The following is a 22,253-nucleotide window of genomic DNA, read 5'->3' on the forward strand; positions in this document are numbered from 1 at the left end:
TCAGGCGCAGCCGGTCCGCTGAACCGGTGTTCAGCTCGTCCTGTCGCGGATCACGTTGCGGTGCTCCTCGTAGACGAGCCGGGCGTCGGCGTCCGGCATCGCCGGGGTCGTGAGGCCGCAGGCACAGGTCACCACCGTGAGATCGCGCGGAGCGTCCGTGCCGTACCTCTCGGGGCCGGTCCGTGCGGCCCCCGGCGGCCTCTCGTAGCGGAGGCGGTGCGGGGTCCGGGCAGCGGCCGGGGCGATGGGGGAGCCGGTGTCGTCGGGGGTGAAGCGGTGATCGCTCATGGGCCCAGTGTCGCCTGCCGCGCACGGGCGAGGGGCGCACGCGCGGCAGGGCACAGCGGCGGCGTCACCGAGTTGTACGCGGCCCGTCCCGGCGGGGTGCCCGAGCCCGGGGTGCCGTCCGGGCCCGGGCACCGGGCTCAGGCGAGGTCGAACCGGTCGAGGTTCATCACCTTGTCCCACGCCGCCACGAAGTCACGCACGAACTTCTCTCCGGCGTCCGCGGACGCGTAGACCTCCGCGACGGCCCGGAGCTGGGCGTGCGAACCGAAGACGAGGTCGACGGCGGTGGCGGTCCACTTGACCTCGCCCGTGGTGCGGTTCCGCCCTTCGAACACGTTCTCCGTCGCGTCCGACACCTTCCATTCCGTACCCATGTCCAGCAGGTTGACGAAGAAGTCGTTGGTCAACGTCTCCGGCCGGTCGGTGAGGACGCCGTGCGCGGACCCCTTGAATCCGGTGTTCAGGACCCGCATGCCGCCGGTCAGGACCGTCATCTCGGGTGCGGTCAGGGTCAACAGGGCGGCGCGGTCCAGCAGGAGCGTCTCCGGCGACAGCTTCTCTCCCGCCCGGAGGTAGTTGCGGAACCCGTCCGCCCTGGGTTCCAGCACACCGAACGACTCCACGTCGGTCTGCTCCTGCGAGGCGTCCGTGCGCCCCGGTGCGAACGGCACCGTGATGTCGTGCCCGGCGTTCTTCGCCGCCCGCTCGACGGCTGCGCACCCGCCCAGGACGATCAGGTCGGCGAGCGAGACCTTCTTCCCGCCGGCCTGCGCGCCGTCGACGTCCTGCCGGATGCCGTCGAGGGTCCGCACCACCTCGGCCACCTCGGGCAGGTCGTTGACCTCCCAGTCCTTCTGCGGCGCGAGCCGGATCCGCGCGCCGTTGGCCCCGCCGCGCTTGTCGGTGCCGCGGAAGCTGGCCGCCGACGCCCAAGCCGTGGCGACCAGTTGGGAGACGGAGAGTCCCGAGGCGAGGATCTTCTCCTTGAGGGCGGCGACGTCGGCGTCCGAGACGAGCTCGTGGTCGGCCTCGGGGACCGGGTCCTGCCACAGCTGCGGCTCGGGAATCCAGGGGCCGAGGTAGCGGGACAGGGGCCCCATGTCGCGGTGCAGCAGCTTGTACCAGGCCTTGGCGAACGCGTCCGCGAGCTGCTCCGGGTTCTCGTGGAAGCGCTTCGCGATCGGCCCGTAGACCGGATCCAGCTTCAGCGAGAGGTCCGTCGTCAGCATCATGGGGGCGTGCCGCTTCGACGGGTCGTGGGCGTCGGGCACGGTGTCCCGGGCCGCCGGGTCCGTGGGCGTCCACTGATGGGCCCCGGCCGGGCTCCTCGTCAGCTCCCAGTCGTACCGGAACAGGTTGTCGAGGTACCCGTTGTCCCACTTCGTCGGCGCGGTGGTCCAGGCGCCCTCCAGCCCGCTGGTGATCGAGTCGGCGCCCTTGCCGCTGCCGCAGGTGTTCCGCCACCCGAGGCCCTGCTGCTCCAGGGGGCCGGCCTCGGGCTCCGGACCGATGCACCCGGGGTCGCCCGCGCCGTGGCACTTGCCGAAGGTGTGGCCGCCGATGATGAGTGCGGCCGTCTCCTCGTCGTTCATGGCCATGCGCTTGAACGTCTCGCGAATGTCCCGGGCGGCGGCGATCGGATCCGGGTTGCCGTCGGGCCCTTCCGGATTGACGTAGATCAGTCCCATCTGCACGGCGCCGAAAGGACCGGAGAGCTGCCTGTCGCCGCTGTAACGCTCGTCTCCGAGCCAGGTGTCCTCGGGTCCCCAGAAGACCTCCTCGGGTTCCCAGATGTCCTCCCGGCCGAATCCGAAACCGAACGTCTTCAGTCCCATGGATTCGATGGCGCAGTTTCCGGCGAACACCAGGAGGTCGGCCCACGAGATCTTCCGGCCGTATTTCTGCTTGACCGGCCAGAGCAGGCGCCGGGCCTTGTCGAGGCTCGCGTTGTCCGGCCAGCTGTTGAGGGGGGCGAAGCGCTGGGCCCCGGCCCCGCCCCCGCCCCTGCCGTCCTCGATGCGGTACGTGCCGGCGGAATGCCAGCTCATCCGGATGAAGAGCGGTCCGTAGTGGCCGTAGTCGGCGGGCCACCAGTCCTGCGAGTTCGTCATCACCTCGAAGACGTCCCGCTTCAGCGCGTCGACGTCCAGGGTCGAGAACTCGCGCGCGTAGTCGAATTCCTCACCCATCGGATCGGACAGGGGCGAGTTCTGATGGAGAACCTGGAGGTCCAGTTGGTCCGGCCACCAGTCCCGGTTCGCCCGTGGGCGGGTCGGGGAAGGGGTCGGGGCGGGGATGACTGGGTTCTCGCTTTCGCTGCCGGACACGTCCGTCCTTCTTTCCTGTCTCGGTTTTTCCCCCCGCTGGCTGCGTCCGTATGGTCGCGCACCGCAGACCATGCCGCACGGGAACACGCAGGGGCCCCGCACAACGAGCACGCGAAGCCGAAAGACGGAATCCGGCCGTGCTCATCGGTAAACTGCTGCTTCCCCCGAGCCTGAACAGGTGAACCGATATGAGTGACCTGCTGGAGCGACTGCGCGGGCGAGGCTGGCGGATGACGTCCCAGCGGCGCGTCGTCGCGGAGGTCCTCGACGGCGAGCACGTGCACCTCACGGCCGACGAGGTGCACGCCCGCGCCGCCCGGCGGCTGCCCGAGATCGCCCGCGCGACCGTCTACAACACCCTGGGCGAGCTGGTCGCCCTCGGCGAGGTCGCGGAGGTCTCCACCGACGGCCGGGCCAAGCGCTACGACCCCAATGCCCACCACCCGCACCAGCACCTGGTGTGTTCCGGCTGCGGCACCATCCGTGACGTCCACATGACCGGCGATCCGCTGGCGGGCCTCCCGCGGGAGCAGCGGTTCGGCTTCACGGTCTCCAGGGCCGAGGTCACCTATCGCGGGCTGTGCCCCGCGTGCGCTTCCGGTCCGCCGCGGGGCTGAGCGGGAACGTCACGGGCGGACCGCCCGGACGGTCCAGGCCGCGGAGCCGTAGAGGACGCCGTGGTCGGTCCCGTGGGCGGCGAGGGTGGTCCTCAGGCCGTCGGCGGCGCGCCCGCGGCCTGCGGCGTCGAGGTCTTCGAGCATCCAGCCGAGCATGCCGAGCGTGAACCGCTCCGCGTCGTCGGCGTCCTCGCCGAACCACATCGGCTCTTCGTGGGCCTCCAGCCGGACCTGTGTGAAGCCGGCGGCGCCGAGGACGGCCCGGATCCGGTCCGGGTCCGAGAGCGCGAACGGCCCGGGGGAGCCGGGCTCGGGCGCGGGCAACGGGCGCCCCGCGGCCAGTGCCCCGGTGAAGGAGAGGAACCACTCGTTGCGGCTCAGGGGTTGCCAGACCGACTGCACGAAGCGCCCCGCGGGGCGCAGCGCGCCGCCGATGTTGCGGAACGCGGCGACCGGATCGGCGAAGAACATCGTCCCCATGCGGCTCACGGCCACGTCGAAGGCCGCGGCGGGGAAGGGGTGGACCTGGGCGTCGGCCCGGACGAAGTCGGCGTTGTGCAGCCCTTCGGCCGCCGCTCGCTCCCGTGCCACCCGCAGCATCGCGGCCGACAGGTCCACGCCCAGGGCCCGGCCTCCGGTTGCCGTCCGCGCGGCGTCACGGGTGATCTCACCGGTGCCGCAGCCGACGTCCAGCACCTGGTCGGCGGCGGACACGTCGGCCGCGGCGAGGAAGTCCGGGCGGTAGGCGCGTAGCGCGCGGTCGAACCGGTCGGCGTGCTCCGCCCAGTACGCGCCCTCCCGCCCGTCCCAGGCGCGGGCCTGCTCGGCGTTGGAGGGATCGACCCCGGGAACGCTGGTCATGGACACCACCACCTCACCATCACCTATGATCCCAAATTACTACCAAAGGGATGATTCGCCCCGTCCTGGCCCGCCGCGGGGGCCCCTTCCTCACTGCTCCTGCGGTGGTTTGCCGTCGGCCGCGGAGACCTCGACGAACTCCACGTGCCCCTTGCCGTCGAGGCGCAGGACGGGGACGGCCTTGTTGCGCGGATTGCCGTTGTTCTGGAAGGAGATGAACCCGCTGGCCCCGGCCACCTGCTGGGTGCCGTCCATCTGGTGGAACATCCGGGCCACCGCGTCGCCGACGACCTGACCCTGCCAGCGGGCCGCCATCTGGATGCCGTGCGCCGCGGCGAGCACCGCGTCGTGCCCCATCAGGGCCCCGCCGTCGTCCCGGGTGTCGCGCGGGAACCACTGGTCGAGCAGCCCGCCCGGCTGGAAGTTCTTCGCGGACGGCGCGGACACCGCCTGGGGCGCCGAGCGGTACATGTCGGGGTGGGAGAGGCCGGTGTAGAGCACCTCGATGTGCGTGTCGGCGGCGTGGGCGAGCTGCTCGGCGCTCAGGTTGGTCGTGTCGTCCCCGGTGAACACCGTGAACTGCTGGTCGGTGCAGCTGCGGTTGGCGAGCGCGTCGAGGAAGTGGGTGAGGTGCTGGCCGCGGCCCGCGAAGTACACCAGCTGGGGGCGCTGCTGGCACAACTGGCCGGGCATGTAGCGCAGTTCGTTCTGCCAGGCGCTGCTGACGGAGGAGTCGTAGGTCATCCGCTCGGCGACGAGCCGGTGCTTGTCGCCGTCCTGGAAGGCCTTGGTGAAGGCCGTGCCCAGGGTGGAGGCGTAGAGGTTCCCCTCCGCCACGTCCTGGATCACGACGGCGGTGGCGACGCCGCGCCGCTTGAGGTAGCCGGCCGCCGCGTACGCCTCGTCCTCGTTGGTGGGCGCGATCCGGACGAAGCCGTTGATCCCCTGGATGTTCGTCGCGGTCAGGGTGGCGCCCACCATGGCGATGCCGTGTTCGGAGAGACGCCTTATGGCCGCGAGGTTCTCGTTGTTGCTGGGGCCGAGACCGGCCACCGCGACGAGCCGGTCCGGGGAGTCCTTGCGGGCGATCAGCTCGTCGACCGTGTGCTTCCACTGGGTGGACTTGCTGCCCGGATTGGCGATCAGCAGACGGATCTTGGGGGTGGCCGCGAGGTCGCCCTGGTTGTGGCGGAACTGGGCGAGGTAGGCGCCCTGGAGCTCGTGCCGGACGCCCTCGGCCGAGTTGCTGTCGTCGGCGGTGCTCGTGAAGGAGGTGAAGTAGGCGACGCTGACGTACGGTTCCTTGTCCGCGTTGGCGAGGACCCGGCGGTTCTCCGCCTCGATCCTGCGGGTGACCGCGTCGAGGTGCGGGGCGAACACGTAGGCGCCGTCGGTCACTCCGACGCATTCGTCGTCCGGGCCCTGTTCGACGACCCCGTCGGCGCATCGGGCCTGGCGCTCCTGGAGCCAGCCGACCCCCAGCCAGAGCGCCGCGACCAGCGCGACCGCGGCGGCGGTGGCGAGGGCGACGCGGCGCACGACGTGCAGGGGCCATTCGAGTCTGGGCACGCGCTCAGCCCTCCCAGCCCGCGGTCTGGGGATCGCGCCAGTGGCGGTAGCGCTCCGCCTCGTCGTAGAGGGCCACGATGTCGTTCCTCCGCAGTTGGGACAGCTGCGCGCAGCCGTCGGCGATCAGGTCGTTGAGGCGCATGGCCGGGTCGGCGAGCGGATCGCTCCACACCCAGCGGGTGGTCACCAGGGTGTGGATCACCGACTCGGTGTCCATCACCCGTCCGGGCCGGCGCGGGACGAGTCCGGCGAGGAGCTCCACCGGGCCGCTGTCGGTGGGGAGGCGGTTCGGGGCGGCGGTGATCGCGTCGAACTCGGAGATCCACTGCGCGGCGGGTACGGCGGCGAAGCGCCGCGTCAGGTGCGCGGCGACCTCCTCGGTCCGCCCGCGGGCCAGCTGGTGGTACATCTGCTGCACCGGCTTCCCCTCGCCGCGGTAGTACTCGGCGAGGAGTTCGTGCGCCGCGTCCCACCCGTCGGGGCGGGCGGCCAGCCGCCACAGGAGCAGCCGGCGCAGCCACGGGTGCAGTACGGGGACGACGGCGACGGGCCCGGTCAGCAGCCAGCGGGAGCGGATCTCCCCGAACAGGGAGTCGTCGGGGCTGAGCAGCCGCGTGGCGACGGAGAAGTCCCGTGCGGCGGCGCATTCGGCGAGCGCGGCGCGCTGGGTGTCGTCGAAGTCGCGCAGGAGGTGGCCGAGGGCCGTGTCGGCGAGGGTGGCGGACTCCTCCCCGGAGCGCAACGGCCGGTCGGGCAGGGTGCGCAGCCAGCGGTCCTGCCGGGGGCCGGAGTCGGGGGGCGGCCCGGCCTGGCGCAGTACGTCCAGTACCTGGTGGACGGCGCGCGGCAGCCCTCCGGTCAGCCGGTGCACGAAGGAGGTGAGGCGGGTCAGCGGGGCCAGGTCGCCGTTCCCGCCGAGCTGGAGCTCTATCCGGATCCGCACCTCGTCCAGGTTGAGGTCGCGCAGGCGCAACGGGTACCACCAGGTGTCCTCGCTGTCGCGGGTGGGCCGGTGGGCGTTCCAGTCGGACAGGGAGGCCCGGTCGGGACCGCGCAGCTGCCAGGGCCAGGAGTCGCCGGTGGCCGGGCCCCAGCGGGGCAGCCAGCGGTTGGAGCTGGCGACGACGGTCAGCGGGTCGCTGGCATGGCCGGCCACGACCGTCTCGTCGTGCCGGGAGCGCACCAGCAGGTCGAGGAAGCGGCGGCCGTACCCGGTGTGGGAGTTGTCGAGGAGCAGCAGGTAGGAGCGGGGCATGAAACTGCGGGCCGAATTGCGTCTGAGGTCCTCCAGGAACGCGGAGAACAGGACGAGGTCGAGCCGCTCCTGCTCGTTCTCGTCACCCTCGTGACGCCAGAGGTTGAGCTCCACGAGGGCTTCCATGGGGTCCGCGCTGCGGGTCATGGGGTGGCGTCCGTACCAGTGGGCCCCGGAGGTCAGCCGGCTGCCCAGCCTGCCGCCGAACAGGCCGGGCATGGTGCGGCGGCCGCGCCGCAGGGCGTCCTGGAAGAGGGCGAGGGCGGCGGTCGAGGCGCCTTCGGGCATCCCGACCGCGCCCATCCCCACCTCGAAGAAAGCGGCCAGGTAATCCCCGTGCCGGGCCTCGTTCTCCTCCTGGAACCGGTCGAGCTGGCGCTGCACCGCGCGCCGGCCCTCGGCGAGGCTGCGCATGCGCAGCTCCTGGTCGGAGGCGAGCAGGCCCAGGCTGAGCAGCGGGAAGTGGGAGCGCCCGTAGCGGGGCAGCTTGCGTTCGAGCTGGCGGGCCAGGAGCCCGAGGGCGTAGCGCGGCAGCAGGGACTGGGCCCCGCCGAAATTGACGAAGGCGAAGGGGTAGTCGGGCCCGAAGTGCTCCATGAGCGCGCTGTGCGCCTCGCTGGCCCCGCTGCCCGCCGGCCCGAGGAGCATGGTCAGGGGCCGTTCGGCAGCCGGGTCCTCCTTCAGGCACGCGTCGACGAGCGACAGGATGCCGCTCCGGCCCCGCAGGCCCATGCCCGTGCCCGGCTCCATCACGTGTGATCCCCCCCAGGACGACGCTTCCGAGGAGTAGAGACTGCCATCCGGACCGGGAGTCAGACAGGGTTTTCCCCTCCTTGATTCGGTCCGGTCGCATCCGCGCAGGTGCCGCGGGGTTCCGGGCCCGGGGGAGGGGCCGGCGGCCGGCCCGTGACGAGGGCCCCGACGTGCGCGGCGTGGGCCGCTGACCGAGATTGGATGTATCCGTTCCACCTGCCCGAGGAGACGCCCGTGTCCGCGCAGACCCCCGGGGCCTCCGGCCCGACAGGTGAGCAGTGGGAGCTGCGCCACGGCGGCCAGAGCGCCGTCGTGGTGGAACTCGGCGGCGCCCTGCGCCACTACGAGGCGGACGGCCGGCCCCTGCTGGACGGGTTCGCCGCCGACGCCCCCGTCACCGCCGGGCGCGGGCAGCTGCTGGTGCCCTGGCCCAACCGGGTGGGCGGGGGCCGCTACCGGTTCGACGGCACGGACCTGCAACTCCCGCTCAGCGAACCGGAGCACCACAACGCGATCCACGGACTGCTGCGCTGGACCCCCTGGCGCCTGCTCGACCGCTCCGGCGACGCGCTGCGGGCCGGCACCACGCTCCACCCCCAGCCCGGGTACCCCTTCCAGCTGGAGGTGACCGCCGACTACCGGCTCACGGACGAAGGCCTGGAGGTCCTGGTCCGCGCCACCAACACCGGCACCGCGCGGGCGCCGTACGGCGTGGGGCAGCACCCCTACCTGACGGTCGGCACCGGCCCGGTCGACGCGGCGCTGCTCACCGTGCCCGCCCGCTTCCGGCTGCGCACCGACGACGCGGGTCTGCCGGTCGGCGAGGAGCCCGTCGAGGGCACGGAGTACGACTTCCGCACCCCCCGCCCCATCGGCTCGCAGCACCTGGACACCGCCTTCACCGGACTCGACCGCGACGGGGACGGCCGGGCCGTGGTCCGGCTGGCCCACCCCTCGGGGCGGCACGGTACGGACGTATGGCTCGGCGAGGGCACCCGGTGCGTGCAGGTCTACACCGGTGACACCCTGGCGGAGCCCGAGCGGCGCCGCGGGGTGGCCGTGGAGGCCATGTCCTGCCCGGCGGACGCCTTCCGCACGGGCACCGATCTGACGGTCCTGGAGCCCGGGGCCCGGCACGTGCTCCGCTGGGGCCTGAGCCCGTGGGGCAGCCCCGGCTGAACGGGACCGGACGGCGGCGACGTACCCGGCACACCCCCAGCGTCGGCGGGAAGGCGGCGATCCGATGGCCCGGCACCACGAACCCCCGGCCGGCCGGCGCATGAGCGCGCAGGACTTCCGGGCACTGTACGAGAGGCTCCGCGCGGCGGGCCGCTCCGGCCGGGATCCGGACGGCCGGCCCGGGGCGCTGCGCCACCTGACCCCCGAACGCGTCGCGGCGGCGGCCGCCGAGGTCCGGCTCGGTCACACGGTCTCCCTCGCCGCGCCGATCGGGACCCGGCCGGGTCCGGACGATCCCGAGCCCGCCGAGTACCGGGTGACCGGGCCCGCCCCCGGGGAGGCCGGCGCGGACGGTCTGCACTTCGCCCTCGACCGCTTCGCCATGAACGTCCACGGGGACGCCGACAGCCACCTCGACGCGCTCAACCACGTGATCTTCGACGGAGAGCTGTACGGCGGGGTCCCGGCGGGGGACACGGCGGTGGTCCCGGCGGGGGACACGGCGGTGGTCCCGGCCGGGGACACGGCGGCGCAGGGCGCCCGCCGGCTCTCCCTCGACGCGGTCCGCGACGGCATCGTGGGACGGGGCGTACTGCTGGACGTACCGCGGTCGCGGGGCGTGCCCTGGCTGGAGCCGGGGGAGCACGTGACGGCCGGGGACCTGACGGCCGCCGAGGCCGCCCAGGGCGTCCGGGTCGGCGCCGGGGACCTGCTGCTCGTCCGGGTGGGGCACCGGCGCCGCCGCGCGGAACTCGGGGCGTGGGAGGCGGCGCGGGCGAGGGCGGGCCTGCACCCGGACGCCCTGTCCTTCCTGGCGGAGCGCGAGGTCGCCGTCCTGGGCGGCGACGGCAACAACGACACCGCCCCCAGTGCGGTGGCGGACGTCGCCTTCCCCGTGCACGTCCTGGCGGTGCAGGCGATGGGCATGCACCTGATGGACTACCTGAGCTTCGAGGCGCTGGTCACGGCCTGTGAACGGGCAGGCCGCTGGAGCTTCCTGTGCGTGGTCGCCCCGCTGCGGCTGCCGGGCGCCACCGGGTCCCCCGTGAACCCGATCGCCGTGCTGTGACGGCGGTGCGCGCCGGTGCCGGCCCGGCCGGGTCGCCGTCCGGGGGAAGGGCGGCTACGTTCGAATGGGCGGACCCGCCCGGACTCCGCACCGCGGAGCGACAGGTTCTGGCGCGATGGCAGGACCGCGACCCCAAGGACGGTGGTCGACGTGGGCGACACTCCCCACTACGACGTCATCATCATCGGGACCGGCGCGGGCGGCGGTACCCTCGCCCACCGGCTGGCGCCGTCCGGCAAACGCGTCCTCCTCCTCGAACGCGGCGGCTACCTGCCGCGGGAGCGGGACAACTGGGACTCCACCGCGGTGTTCGTCAAGGGCAAGTACCGGGCCCCGGAGTTCTGGTTCGACAAGCACGGCGAAGCGTTCCCTCCCGAGGTCAACTACTACGTCGGCGGGAACACGAAGTTCTACGGAGCCGCCCTCTTCCGGCTGCGGCCCGAGGACTTCGGCGAGCTCCGCCACCACGGCGGCATCTCGCCCGCCTGGCCCCTGCGGTACGAGGACCTGGAGCCGTACTACACGCAGGCCGAGCACCTCTACCGCGTGCACGGGCGGCACGGGGAGGATCCCGGAGAGGGGCCGGTGAGCGCGCAGTACGCCTACCCGCCCGTCGAACACGAGCCGCGGATCCAGCAGTTGAGCGACGACCTGGAGAGGAAGGGGCTGCACCCCTTCCACCTGCCCATCGGGGTCGACCTCGTACAGGACGCCGACGGGCGGGCCGTTCCCTCCAGCGTCTGCATCCGCTGCAACCGGGTGGACGGCTTCCCCTGTCTGGTGCGGGGCAAGTCCGACGCCCAGGTGATCTGCGTGGAGCCCGCCCTGGAGTACTCCAACGTCGAACTGCTCACCCACGCCCACGTGGTCCGGCTGGAGACCGACACGACCGGTCGCAGCGTCACGGCCGTCGTCGTCAGGGGCGCCGACGGCTCCGAGAGCCGGTTCTCCGCGGACATCGTGGTCGTCTCCTGCGGGGCGGTCAACTCCGCGGCCCTGCTCCTGGCCTCGGCCAACGACCGCCACCCGCGCGGACTGGCCAACAGCTCCGACGTCGTGGGCCGCCACTACATGCGGCACAACAACCTGGCCCTGATGGCGGTGTCGAAGGAACCCAACGACACGCAGTTCCAGAAGACCCTCGCGCTGCACGACTGGTACCTGGGCGCTGACGACTGGGACCACCCGCTGGGCGGCATCCAGATGCTGGGCAAGTCGGACGCCGAGCAGATCCACGGCGAAGCCCCGCGCTGGGCCGGAGCGATCACCCCCGACATGCCGTTCGAGGTGCTGGCGCACCACGCCGTCGACTTCTGGCTGTGCGGCGAGGACCTCCCGATGCCCGACAACCGGGTCACCCTGGACCGCGAAGGCGCCATCCACCTCGCACTCGACGAGAAGAACAACACGGAGGGCCTGGAGCGGCTGCGGCACAAGCTCCAGGGCATGCTCGGGCACCTGGGCATGCACGAGCGGCACCTGCTGCCGCACAGCATCTACCTCCACAAGGGCATGCCGATCGGGGCCACCGCGCACCAGGCGGGCACCGTCCGGTTCGGCACGGACCCGGCCGCCTCCGCCCTGGACACCGACTGCAAGGCCCACGACCTCGACAACCTCTACGTGGTCGACACGAGCTTCTTCCCGAGCATCGGCGCGGTCAACCCGTCCCTGACGGCCATCGCCAACGCCCTGCGGGTCGGCGACCACCTCCTGGCCCGGCTGAACTGACCGCCCCGCCTCCTGGGCCGACCGGAGGAAGATCTTCGGCCGAACGGCCCAACCGGGGCCCGCCCGGCGGGCCCGTGGCGGCCGCCGCTGCTTGTGTGGGCCTTCGGTCGGTCCGGTCGCCCGGGACCGCGCATCGAGGAGGCAGCACGACGTGGATTCCACCGTGGGAGCACCGCAGGGTGTGATTCCGCCGCATCTGCTCAAGGGACAGAAGGCACTGGTCACCGGCGCCAACTCGGGCATCGGCAAGGCGACGGCCATCGGGCTCGGCAAGGCCGGTGCCGACGTGGTCGTGAACTACGTGGCCGACCGCGACTCCGCGGAGGAGGTGGTCCGCGAGATCACCTCGTACGGGGTGCGCGCGGCGGCCTACGAGGCGGACGTGTCCCAGGAGGACCAGGTCGTGGCCATGGTGGACCGGATGGTCCAGGAGTTCGGCACGATCGACATCATGGTCGCCAACGCCGGTCTGCAACGGGACGCCCCGTTCACCGAGATGACCCTCGCCCAGTGGCAGAAGGTGCTGGACGTCAACCTCACCGGCCAGTTCCTGTGCGCCCGTGAGGCGACGAAGGAGTTCATGCGGCGCGGTGTGGTCCCCGAGGTGTCCTGCGCCGCCGGGAAGATCATCTGCATGAGTTCGGTGCACCAGATCATCCCGTGGGCCGGACACGTCAACTACGCCTCCTCCAAGGGCGGCGTGCAGATGATGATGGAGACCCTGGCCCAGGAGCTCGCACCGCACCGGATCCGGGTGAACGCGGTCGCCCCCGGGGCCATCAAGACGCCCATCAACCGCGACGCCTGGGAGACCCCGCAGGCGCGCGAGGACCTGCTGAAACTGATCCCTTACAAGCGCATCGGCGACCCCGAGGACATCGCGCACGCCGTCGTCGGCCTCTCTTCCGACCTCATGGACTACGTGGTCGGCGCCACCCTCTACGTCGACGGCGGAATGACCCTGTTCCCCGGATTCGCCACCGGCGGCTGACCTCCCTCGCCCGTGCGCCGGTCACGGCACTAGCAGCGAAGGCACGCATGCACACCACGGTCCACCTGCTCGCCGACGCCCCCGCCCAGCTGCTCCCCGCCAGGGAGCTGATGGCCTTCACCCTCGCCTCCCACATCATCCTCGTGCCCATGGGCGTGGCCCTGCCGCTCATCACCCTGGTGATGCACTACCGCGGCCTGCGCCACGACGACCCCACCGCCCTGTTGCTGGCCCGGCGCTGGTCGGCCGTCATGGCGGTGCAGTTCGCCGTCGGCATCGTCACCGGCACCGTCCTCTCCTTCGAGTTCGGCCTGCTCTGGCCCGGCCTGATGGGCCGGTGGGGCGACGTGTTCGGCATCGGGTTCGGGGTCGAGGCGTGGGCGTTCTTCCTCGAAGCGGTGCTCATCGCCATCTACCTCTACGGCTGGCGCCGGCTCAAGCCCCGTACGCACTTCCTGCTCGGGCTTCCGCTCCCCGCCGTCGCGCTGATGGGGGCGTTCGGCATCCTGGCCGCCAACTCGTGGATGAACACGCCACAGGGCTTCTCCCTCGACCCCGAGGGCAACCCGGTCGACGTGAACATCTGGAAGGCCATTTTCACCCCGATGTTCGGGCCGCAGTACTGGCACTTCGTCGTGGGCATGCTGCTCACCGCCGGGTACGTGGTGGCGGGTGTCTACGCCGTCGGCTGGTTGCGCGGACGCCGGGACCACTACCACCGGCTCGGCTTCGCCGTCCCCTTCACCCTCGCGGCCATCGCCACTCCGGTCCAGTTCGTGCTGGGTGACTCCATCGCCCGGTCGGTGTTCCACAAGCAGCCGGTGAAGTTCGCCGCACTGGAGATCGTCTGGGACACCGGCACCCACGTGCCCGAGTACATGTTCGGCCGCCTCCAGCCGGACGGATCCGTCGTGGGCGGCATCAAGATCCCCCAGCTCGACTCCATCCTGGCCGGCTTCAGCCCGGACACCAAGGTGGTCGGACTCTCCTCCGTCCCCGCGAGCGACCGGCCCACGGCCCTCCAGGCGACCATCGCCCACTGGGCCTTCGACCTCATGGTCGTGATCGGATCCGTGCTGATCCTGCTCGCCCTCTGGTACGCGCTGGTCTGGTTCAGGCACCGCCGCCCGCCGGGCTCCCCGTGGTTCTACCGCGGCGCCGCCTGCGCGGGCGTCGCGTCGGTGGTGGCCGTGGAATGCGGCTGGGTCGCCACCGAGGTGGGGCGCCAGCCCTGGATCGTGTACCAGAACATGCGGGTCGCCGAGGCGGTGACCGCGACCCGCTCCACCAGTCTGTGGATCATGTTCGGCCTGGTGGTCGCGGTGTACGTGTTCGTCTTCGGCTCCTTCCTCGCCGTCCTCCTGAAAATGCGCACCCGATGGCGGCTCGCCGACGCGCGGCAGGCGGCCGACGGCCTGGCGGGGGCCCCGGAGACGGACACCCCGTACGGGCCCCGTCCCTCCGTCCCGGCGGGCGGCCCGCCCACCGCCGGCGGATCCGCCCCGACCGAGGACGGCCGGTCGTGACCGCCGGGCTCATCGCCCTCGTCCTGCTGCTCGCCGTGGCGGCGTACGCGTGCGCGGGCGGCACCGACTACGGGGCCGGATTCTGGGACCTGGTCGCCGGAGGGACCGAACGCGGCAAGCGGCCGCGGTGGCTGATCGACCACGCGATGGCCCCGGTCTGGGAGGTCAACAACGTCTGGCTGATCTTCGTCCTGATCATCATGTGGACGGGATTCCCGGTCTTCTTCCAGACCGTGTTCTCGGCGATGTGGCTCCCGCTCGCCCTGGCCGCCGTCGGCATGGTCCTGCGCGGCGCCTCCTTCGCCTTCCGCAAGGCCGCGCGGCGGCTCAGCCGGCGGCGGCTGCTCGGAGTCCTGTTCGCCCTGTCCTCGCTCGTCACGCCCTTCTTCCTCGGCGCGGCCGCCGGCGGGATCGCCTCCGGGCGGGCGGCGCCCGGCACGGAGGCCGAGGCGCACGTCTGGGTCAACCCCACCTCCCTCCTGTTCGGACTGCTGGCCGTCACCGCCACGGCCTTCCTCGGAGCGGTGTTCCTCGCCGGTGACGCGCGCCGCTTCGACGCGCCCGATCTGGTCGGCTACTTCCGGGCGCGGGCCCTGGCGGCACTCGCCGCGGTCGCCGTACTGGCCGTGATCACGCTGTTCGTCACCCGTACGGACGCCCCCTACGTCTGGCACGGCCTCACCCACGGCGTGGGGCTCGTCTTCACCCTCGTGGCCGGGGCGGCCACCTGCGCCACCGCGTGGCTGCTGACGCGCACGCCGGGCATCCCGGTCCGGGTCACGGCGGTGGCGGTCGTCGCGGGGGCCGTCCTCGCCTGGGGCCTGGCCCAACGCCCCTACCTCATCCCCACCTCGCTGACCGTCGCCGACGCGGCGGGCGCCCCCTCCACCCTGACGTGGCTGGTGTTCGTCACGCTGGTGGCCGTGCTGCTCGTCGGCCCGGCCGTCTTCCTCCTGTACTGGCTCGACACCCACGGAGAGCTGGAGGAACTCACCGACGCCGACCTGCGGCGCGGCGGTCCCGAGCCCGATGGGACGGCCGGTGGCGGCTGACGCCCGGCCCCGCGGACGGCGCCGGGCGCGGGGGTCCGGCCGCCCGTCAGACGAGGACGTTGACCGCGCGGGCGATGACGAGGCCCAGGATGGCCAGGGAGATGACGGACTGGACGGTCATGATGCTCTTGGCCCAGGGGGCGAGCGGCATGACGTCGGTGGGGCTGAACGCGGTCGAGTTGGTGAAACCGAGGTAGAGGTAGTCGATGTACTGGGGGCGCCAGTTCACCGCGCGCACTTCGGGGCTGAGGTGCTGGGGAAAGGCGAGTGCCGGGGGGTGGGGCATGCGGTGGGCCCGGGCGGCGGGTCCGCCGCTGTCGAGTTCGAAGTACAGCAGGGAGAACGCGAGGACGGTGGTGACCCAGACGATGCCGCCGGCCAGGAGGAGGGCCGAGGCGGACGAGGTCTCCTTCCCGCCGTGGACGAGGTCGTCGATCAGCCGGACGGTCGACCACGAGGCCCCGCACGCCATCACGACGACCAGGGTGATCGACACCGCGCGCAGGACGTCCGAGCGGCGGCTGATCCGGATGGGATCGGCCGAGACCAGCGCCACCAGGAGCAGTCCCTCGGCGAGGGGAAGCGCCCACCGGGGTCCCAGTCTCAGGTCGTCGGGCAGCAGGAGGGTCAGTACCGCCGAGACGATGACGGCCGCGGCCATCGGCCAGCGGGTCTCGGGATTCACCGCCGGTCGCGGTGCGGGCTCCGGTTCGTGCGGGTCGCTCATACGGTTCGCATCCGAGGGGGTGTGTCCGGTGAGGGGCGGACTGCTGCGAGGGGGCGGGGCGGGCGGGTCGCACCGGCCGCCGCGGTCACCCGACGCGGGGGAGCCGGGGTCGCGGGTCCTACCGTAGACCGGGGTGAAGGCGCGGCAAGGTGACCGACACGCTCCCCGCCAGCATCCCCACCGAGCCGTTCCGGCCGTCGCGGCACGTCACAATGGCCCGCACGACGGGGTGGGGCCGGACCTCGGCGCAGGTGTCCTGCGCGGGCCGGGAACCCCCGCGCGCCCCTCGGGTGTGAACGCCACCACGGAAGGCCCGCCATGACAACGAGTCAGATCCTGCTCGGCATCGGACTGGTCCTGGCCCTCGCCGTGGGCTGCCAGGTGGTCGCGAGCCTGCTGCGCCTCCCGGCGATCCTCCTGCTGCTGCCGACCGGGTTCATCGCGGGCACGCTGACCGACGACGTCAACCCCGAGAAGCTGCTCGGCCCCGCGTTCTCCCCGCTCGTCTCCCTCGCCGTCGCGGTCATCCTCTACGACGCAGGCCTGGGGCTCGACCTCCGTCACCTCAAGGGCCACACCCGCACGGTCGTGGTCCGGCTGGTCTGGCTCGGCGCCCTCGTCACCGCGGCGGCCGCGGCCCTGATCGCCGTCCCCGTCCTCGGCATGTCGACGGGCGCCGCCGTGATGCTGGGCGCGATCCTCGTCGTCAGCGGGCCGACCGTCGTCGGGCCACTGCTGAGGTTCGTCCGCCCGACGGAGCGCCTGCAGCGCGTCCTCGTCTGGGAGGGGTCCCTGATCGACCCGCTCGGCGGCATCCTGGGAGCGCTGGTCTTCCACGGCGTCCTGGCCAGCGGACAGTACGGCTTCCCCCGCCAGCTCGCCGCGTTCTGCGGCAGCGTCGGGGTCGGGCTCGCGGGCGGCGCCGTCGGAACGGCCCTGCTCTGGCTGCTCCTGCGCCGCCTCACCCTCGACGAGGCACTCGCCACGACGGTGCAGCTCGCCGCCGTGGTCTCGGTCGCCGCGGCCTGCGACGCCTACCGCGACGACACCGGCCTGATCGCCGCCGTGGTCATGGGGATCGCCCTGGCCAACCTGCCCGGCCTGGACATGCCCGCCCGCCGGTCCTTCTTCGAGACCCTGGTCTCGCTCGTCATCGGCCTGCTGTTCATCTCCATCTCGGCCACCGTCACCCCGCAGTCCCTGCGCCACGTGGCGCTGCCCGCCCTGGGCCTGGTCGCCGCGCTCGTCCTCGTCGTGCGGCCGCTGGTGGCGCTGCTCTGCACCGCCCGCACCGACGTCCCCTACCGGGAGCGCTGGTTCATCGGCTGGATGGCCCCCCGCGGCATCGTCGCCGCGGCCACCGCCTCGACCTTCTCCGTCTCCCTCGTCGGGGCCGGTATCGGCGGCGCACAGAAGATCCTTCCCGCTACCTTCGTCGTGATCGTCGCCACCGTCACGGTGTACGGCCTGACGGCGGTTCCCGCGGCCCGCCGGCTCGACGTCCGCCGCTCGGCCCGCTCCCGGCCGCTCCTGGTCGGCGGCGACCCCTGGGTGATCGAGCTCGGGCGCGCCCTGCGCTCCGCGGGCCTGGACGTGCTCATGTGGGCCGGCCTCGACCGCCAACGGCGCGGCATCACCGACGCGGGCCTCGACCTGGCCCCGGGCGAACTGCTCGCCGCCGCCGCCGGCTCCGGCGCCGAACTCGAAGGCATCACGGACGTCCTGCTGCTCACCGACGAGGACGACTTCAACGCCCTCGCGTTCATGACCCTCAAGGAGACCGTGGAGGGACCCGTCCACCGCCTGGCACCACCCACCCGCGGCCACGGCGCCGTCGCCCCGTACACGGGCAGCGAGGCGCTGTTCGGGCCCGGCCTCAACCGGCCGGAACTGGCCCACCGGTACGCGGACGGCGCCCGCATCGTCGTCGTGCCGGCCGACGAGGGCGTCCCGGCCGGACACGACACGCTGTTCCTGGTGCGCCCCGACGGACGGCTCGCCGCCGCCACGGAGGCCGGACCGCCGACGCCGGGCGACGGCGACACCGCGATCCTCCTGACACCCGCGGCCCCGTCCCCGCCGAGGCCCGCGGCGTAGTCCCCGCCGTGGTCTGTCTCAGCCGCGCTGCCGGTCCAGCGCCTCGTCGAGGGTGCTCGCCGCCATGATGAGCGACAGGTGGGTGAACGCCTGCGGGAAGTTGCCCAGTTGCTCACCGCTGGGGCCCACCTCCTCGGCGAAGAGACCGACGTGGTTGGCGTAGGTGTGCATCTTCTCGAACGTGTACCGGGCGGGCCGCAGGCGGCCGGCGCGGGCGAGCGCGTCCACGTACAGGAAGGTGCAGAGGCTGAAGGTGCCCTCGGAGCCGCGCAGGCCGTCCGGGGAAGCGGCCGGGTCGTAGCGGTAGACGAGGCTGTCGGAGACCAGGGTGCGGTCCATGGCGTCCAGCGTGGAGAGCCAGGACGGGTCCCTGGGCGCCACGAAGCCGACCCGGGGCATGAGCAGGAGGGAGGCGTCCAGGACGGCGTCGCTGCCGTAGTGCTGGACGTAGGCCCGGGTGGACTCGTTCCAACCGCGCTCCATGACCTGGTACAGGATGTCGTCGCGGGTCCGCGTCCAGCGCTCGGTGTCGGCGGGCCGGCGGAACTCCTCCGCCAGCCGCAGGCCCCGGTCGAAGGCGGCCCAGCACATGATCCGGCTGTAGGTGAAGTCCTGGCGGCCGCCGCGCGTCTCCCAGATCCCCTCGTCGGGGCGGTCCCAGGAGCCGGCCAGCCAGTCCAGCGTCCGGGAGAGCACTTTCCAGCCCTGGTAGCCGGCCTGCACGGCGATCTCGTGTCCCTCGGACAGGGCGTAGAGCGCCTCTCCGTAGATGTCCAGCTGCAACTGGTCGGCGGCGGCGTTGCCCAGCCGGACCGGCGCCGAACCCCGGTAACCCTCCAGATGACCCAGGATCTCCTCGGTCAGCAGCGGTTCGCCGTCGACCCGGTACATGATCTGCAGCGGTTCGCCGTTCCTGCCCGCGGACTCGCGCAGCCGGTCACCGAGCCAGTGCGTGAAGTCGGTGGCCTCCTCGACGAACCCGAGGTCGAGCAGGGCGCGTACGGAGAGCGACCCGTCGCGGACCCAGGTGTAGCGGTAGTCCCAGTTGCGTTCGCCGCCGACCTGTTCGGGCAGGCCCATGGTGGCGGCGGCGACCGGGGCGCCGCTGGGCGCGTACGTGAGGAGCTTGAGGGTGATGGCGGAGCGGTTGACCATGTCGGGCCACCGGCCGCGGTAGTTGGAGCCGCGGACCCAGCTCTGCCAGAAGTCGGCGGCCTCCCAGAGCTGGTGGGTGATCCCGTCGACGGAGAGCGGCGGCGGGGTCTGCGCGTCGGCTCCGCGGACGGTGAGGACGACCGCCGCCGCTTCGCCCACCTTCAGCGTGAAGGAGCCCCGTACGTCCTCGCCGTCACGCTCCACCGGGAAGGTGCTCTGCAGGTGCGCGCAGACTCCCGGCGCCCGGAAGGCGGCGCCGTCGGGGCCCAGCTCCAGCCGGTGGGAGGCCCGGCCGTAGTCGAACCGGGGGCGGCACTCCATGTCGAAGCGGACGGTGCCGCGCACGGTGCGGACGGTGCGGATCAGGGTGTGCCGGACCGCCGGGGTGCGGCCGGTGTGCGGCGGCATCCAGTCGAGCACCTCGCCCACCCCGTCGGGGGACATGAAGCGGGTGACCAGGACGGCGGTGTCCGGGTAGTACAGCTGTTTGCAGCGGGCCTCCGGGTCCGCCGACGAGATCCGGAAGTAGCCGCCGCGATCGTGGTCCAGCAGGGCGGCGAAGATGCTGGGGGAGTCGAAGCGGGGCGCCGCGAACCAGTCGACGACGCCGTTGGAGGTCACGAGCGCGGCGGTCTGCAGATCACCTATGAGACCGTGCTCGGCGATGGGCGGATAGCGGTCCATGAGCATCCCCGGGTCAGGGTGGTCCTTTGGATTCACTATCGGTCAGCGCCACCCGAAGCGCCCGCCGAGCCGGGGACCGGCGGGCTTCGGCCCTGGTCCGCGCCGGTGCGCGCGGGCCCCGGACACCCGGCGCGCGCGGGGTCGGAGCGTGCCGTCGGAATGACGTTCCGTGACTCGCCGGGACGTCGCGGACCGTACGCGCCCGACATGACCCGGTGCCGTGATACGACCACCGTGAGGCCTGTCGCCCGACGTGTCCGGGTGGATCCCTGAGCTGAGGAGACGATGCGCATGTCGGCCGTACCCGCCGGGCCGCCCACCGCGACACCGCCGGACGCCTACGCCCTGGTCCGCACCCGCGGGTACGTGGTGCTGCTGGTCATGACGGCGCTCCTCGGCATCCCGGTCTCCGCGGTGGCCTTCGGCTTCCTCGCGCTCGTGTCCGAGCTGCAGTCGCTGACCTACACCGACCTGCCGAGGGGGCTGGGCTTCGACGGAACGCCCTCGTGGTGGCCGATCCCGCTCCTCGCCGTGGGCGGCCTGCTGGTGGCCCTGACCATCCGCTTCCTGCCCGGGGAGGGCGGCCACAGGCCGGCCGAGGGCCTGGTCACGAAGGGGCCGCCGACGGCGGCGGAGCTGCCCGGCATCGCGCTCGCGGCGATCCTGTCGCTGGGCGCGGGCGTGGTGCTGGGACCCGAGGCGCCGCTCATCGCGCTCGGCGGCGGCCTGGCGGTGTTCGCCGTCCGCACCGTGAAGCGCGGCCTCGACGCCGGCACCACCGCCGTCCTGGGGGCCTCGGGGAGCTTCGCGGCCGTCAGCACGCTGCTGGGCTCACCCCTGCTCGGGGCGTTCCTCCTGATGGAGGTGACCGGCATCGGCGGCGCGATGATGGGGATCGTCCTGGTACCGGGCCTGCTCGCGGCCGGCGTGGGCGCACTGATCTTCACCGGCCTGGGGTCGTGGACCGGCCTCGGCACGTTCTCGCTGGTCCTCGGCCACGTACCGGAGGCCGCCCGGCCCGATCTCGCGGGCTTCGGATGGGCGCTGGCCATCGGGGTGGCCGGGGCCCTGCTCGGAGCGGCGCTCCACCGGACGTCCCTGCTCCTGGAGGCCCGGGTCGAGCGCCGGCGGCTGCCGCTCACCGTGCTGGCCGGTGCGCTCATGGGCGTGGCCGCCCTCGTGTACGCCGAGACGACCGGCCGGGAGGCCTCCGAGGTGCTCTACTCGGGGCAGAGCGCCCTCGGCCCGCTGCTGGCGGGCCAGGCCGGATACGCGGTGGGGACCCTGGTGGTCCTGCTGGTGTGCAAGTCCGTCGCCTACGGCCTCGCCCTCGGCGCCTTCCGCGGCGGCCCGGTCTTCCCGTCGATGTTCGCGGGAGCGGTGGTCGGCCTGGCCCTGTCCCACCTCCCCGGGCTGGACGTGACGTCCGGTTTCGCGATGGGGGTCGGGGCGATGTGCGTGGCGATGCTGAAACTGCCGATGACCTCCGTGCTGCTGGCCACCATCCTGATGGGAACCGAGGGGATCACCGTGATGCCGCTCGTGATCGTCGCGGTGGTGGTCTCCTACGTGCTCTCGCTCAGACTCACTCCCGCCCCGCGGCCGGCCCCGACACCCGCGCCGCCCGCGCCGCCCCCGGCGTCCCCGTGAACGGTGCTGCGCCTTCCCGCCCGTCGGGACCCCCACGGGCGGGACCCGGGCTCGCTCAGCCCGGGTAGCGGGCGGAGGCCGCGACGAAGGGGGCCGCGTCGCGGGACACCGAGGCGACGAGCGCGACCCAGGAGCCGTCCGTGAACTCGATGTCCATGCGGCCCTTCTGGAGCACGCCCGTCGGCTTGGCGCGCAGGGCGGAGACGGCCGATCGGGGCGTCTCCCAGTACTGCTTCATCACCGGCGTCATCTGCCACAGCTGTGAGACGTCGCTCAGGGCGTACCAGCGCCGGTCCGTGACGGCCAGCACGCCCGTGACCGAGCCGCGCGCGCCGGCCCGGGAGATGACGAAGCGTCCGGCCGCGCTCTGCCAGCCGCCCTCCATGCTCGTCCCGTGCATCAACCGGTTGCCGAGGTTGTCCACCGCGTCCGGCATCCGGTCGATCGCGTTCGCCGCCGCGGCCGGCCTGGACCGGCGGGGGTCGAGCACGCGCGCCCTGACCAGCTGCTTCAGGGGCCCGGGCAGCCTTCCCTCGATCCGCCGCTGGAGTTCGGAGGGCTCGGGCGGCGGGAGCAGCGACTCGGGAGGGGTCGGCACGCCCGGCCCCGGTTCGTAGGAGCACCAGGCGATGAGCCGCTCCCCGGGTCGCAGGAACGCCTCGGCTTGTTCACGCCCGTCATCGGTCAACGGACCCGCTCCTGTTCGTCGTTCGGCCGGTCTG

General features: G+C 72.7%; 17 protein-coding genes. 9 read left to right on the forward strand and 8 right to left on the reverse strand.

The genetic code is table 11. The annotated features are described in order from the left end of the window. Window positions 1-30 precede the first annotated feature (30 nt). Entirely contained in the window at window positions 31-288 is a 258-nt protein-coding gene (locus OG295_RS33490) for a hypothetical protein (RefSeq protein ID WP_371680381.1), read from the reverse strand. 137 nt (window positions 289-425) lie between these two features. Continuing rightward, a complete protein-coding gene (gene katG / locus OG295_RS33495) occupies window positions 426-2,615 on the reverse strand; it encodes a catalase/peroxidase HPI (protein WP_371680382.1) in 2,190 nt (729 codons plus the stop codon). A 188-nt stretch (window positions 2,616-2,803) separates the two neighbouring features. Between katG and OG295_RS33500 the strand changes: the two genes are divergently transcribed. After that, window positions 2,804-3,232, forward strand: coding sequence for a Fur family transcriptional regulator (locus OG295_RS33500; protein ID WP_371680383.1), 429 nt, complete (start codon window positions 2,804-2,806; stop codon window positions 3,230-3,232). Window positions 3,233-3,241: 9 nt separating this feature from the next. Here OG295_RS33500 and OG295_RS33505 read toward each other — a convergent pair whose 3' ends face one another. The 3 genes from OG295_RS33505 to OG295_RS33515 form a co-directional block, all read right to left on the reverse strand. Further along, on the reverse strand, window positions 3,242-4,093 hold the full coding sequence (locus OG295_RS33505) for a class I SAM-dependent methyltransferase (protein ID WP_371680384.1): 852 nt from the start codon (window positions 4,091-4,093) through the stop codon (window positions 3,242-3,244). 90 nt (window positions 4,094-4,183) lie between these two features. Beyond that, window positions 4,184-5,662, reverse strand: a complete 1,479-nt coding sequence (locus OG295_RS33510) for a branched-chain amino acid ABC transporter substrate-binding protein (protein WP_371680385.1) — start codon at window positions 5,660-5,662, stop codon at window positions 4,184-4,186. A 4-nt stretch (window positions 5,663-5,666) separates the two neighbouring features. After that, window positions 5,667-7,667 carry a hypothetical protein gene (locus tag OG295_RS33515; protein ID WP_371680386.1) on the reverse strand — a complete coding sequence of 667 codons (2,001 nt, stop codon included), beginning with the start codon at window positions 7,665-7,667 and terminating at the stop codon, window positions 5,667-5,669. A gap of 237 nt (window positions 7,668-7,904) precedes the next feature. Between OG295_RS33515 and OG295_RS33520 the strand changes: the two genes are divergently transcribed. The 6 genes from OG295_RS33520 (at window position 7,905) to OG295_RS33545 (ending at window position 15,218) form a co-directional block, all read left to right on the forward strand. Next, complete coding sequence (locus OG295_RS33520) at window positions 7,905-8,849, forward strand: aldose 1-epimerase family protein (RefSeq protein WP_371680387.1); 945 nt, start codon at window positions 7,905-7,907, stop codon at window positions 8,847-8,849. A 100-nt stretch (window positions 8,850-8,949) separates the two neighbouring features. Continuing rightward, window positions 8,950-9,918 (forward strand): cyclase family protein, encoded by a 969-nt coding sequence (locus OG295_RS33525; protein ID WP_371681381.1) that lies wholly within the window; start codon window positions 8,950-8,952, stop codon window positions 9,916-9,918. Between the two features lie 150 nt (window positions 9,919-10,068). After that, window positions 10,069-11,649, forward strand: a complete 1,581-nt coding sequence (locus OG295_RS33530) for a GMC oxidoreductase (RefSeq protein WP_371680388.1) — start codon at window positions 10,069-10,071, stop codon at window positions 11,647-11,649. Window positions 11,650-11,800: 151 nt separating this feature from the next. Further along, a complete protein-coding gene (locus OG295_RS33535; protein ID WP_371680389.1) occupies window positions 11,801-12,640 on the forward strand; it encodes an SDR family oxidoreductase in 840 nt (279 codons plus the stop codon). A gap of 47 nt (window positions 12,641-12,687) precedes the next feature. Beyond that, entirely contained in the window at window positions 12,688-14,166 is a 1,479-nt protein-coding gene (locus OG295_RS33540; protein ID WP_371680390.1) for a cytochrome ubiquinol oxidase subunit I, read from the forward strand. Beyond that, the gene (locus OG295_RS33545) at window positions 14,163-15,218 is read left to right on the forward strand and encodes a cytochrome d ubiquinol oxidase subunit II (RefSeq protein WP_371680391.1); all 1,056 of its coding nucleotides are present in this window, start codon (window positions 14,163-14,165) and stop codon (window positions 15,216-15,218) included. Before OG295_RS33540 ends, OG295_RS33545 begins: the two co-directional genes overlap by 4 nt. A 46-nt stretch (window positions 15,219-15,264) precedes the next feature. On the opposite strand, the gene OG295_RS33550 is transcribed toward OG295_RS33545, so the two are convergent. Further along, window positions 15,265-15,945 carry a DUF1345 domain-containing protein gene (locus tag OG295_RS33550; RefSeq protein WP_371680392.1) on the reverse strand — a complete coding sequence of 227 codons (681 nt, stop codon included), beginning with the start codon at window positions 15,943-15,945 and terminating at the stop codon, window positions 15,265-15,267. Between the two features lie 318 nt (window positions 15,946-16,263). On the opposite strand from OG295_RS33550, the gene OG295_RS33555 reads away from it, so the two are divergent. Beyond that, window positions 16,264-18,042, forward strand: a complete 1,779-nt coding sequence (locus OG295_RS33555) for a cation:proton antiporter (RefSeq protein ID WP_371680393.1) — start codon at window positions 16,264-16,266, stop codon at window positions 18,040-18,042. A gap of 18 nt (window positions 18,043-18,060) precedes the next feature. Here OG295_RS33555 and OG295_RS33560 read toward each other — a convergent pair whose 3' ends face one another. Further along, entirely contained in the window at window positions 18,061-19,881 is a 1,821-nt protein-coding gene (locus tag OG295_RS33560; RefSeq protein ID WP_371680394.1) for a glycoside hydrolase family 15 protein, read from the reverse strand. Between the two features lie 291 nt (window positions 19,882-20,172). On the opposite strand from OG295_RS33560, the gene OG295_RS33565 reads away from it, so the two are divergent. Next, a complete protein-coding gene (locus tag OG295_RS33565) occupies window positions 20,173-21,531 on the forward strand; it encodes a chloride channel protein (RefSeq protein WP_371680395.1) in 1,359 nt (452 codons plus the stop codon). A 55-nt stretch (window positions 21,532-21,586) separates the two neighbouring features. On the opposite strand, the gene OG295_RS33570 is transcribed toward OG295_RS33565, so the two are convergent. Next, window positions 21,587-22,219 carry a hypothetical protein gene (locus OG295_RS33570; protein ID WP_371680396.1) on the reverse strand — a complete coding sequence of 211 codons (633 nt, stop codon included), beginning with the start codon at window positions 22,217-22,219 and terminating at the stop codon, window positions 21,587-21,589. Window positions 22,220-22,253: the final 34 nt, after the last annotated feature.

The organism is Streptomyces sp. NBC_01276 (assembly GCF_041435355.1).
Lineage (GTDB): Bacteria > Actinomycetota > Actinomycetes > Streptomycetales > Streptomycetaceae > Streptomyces.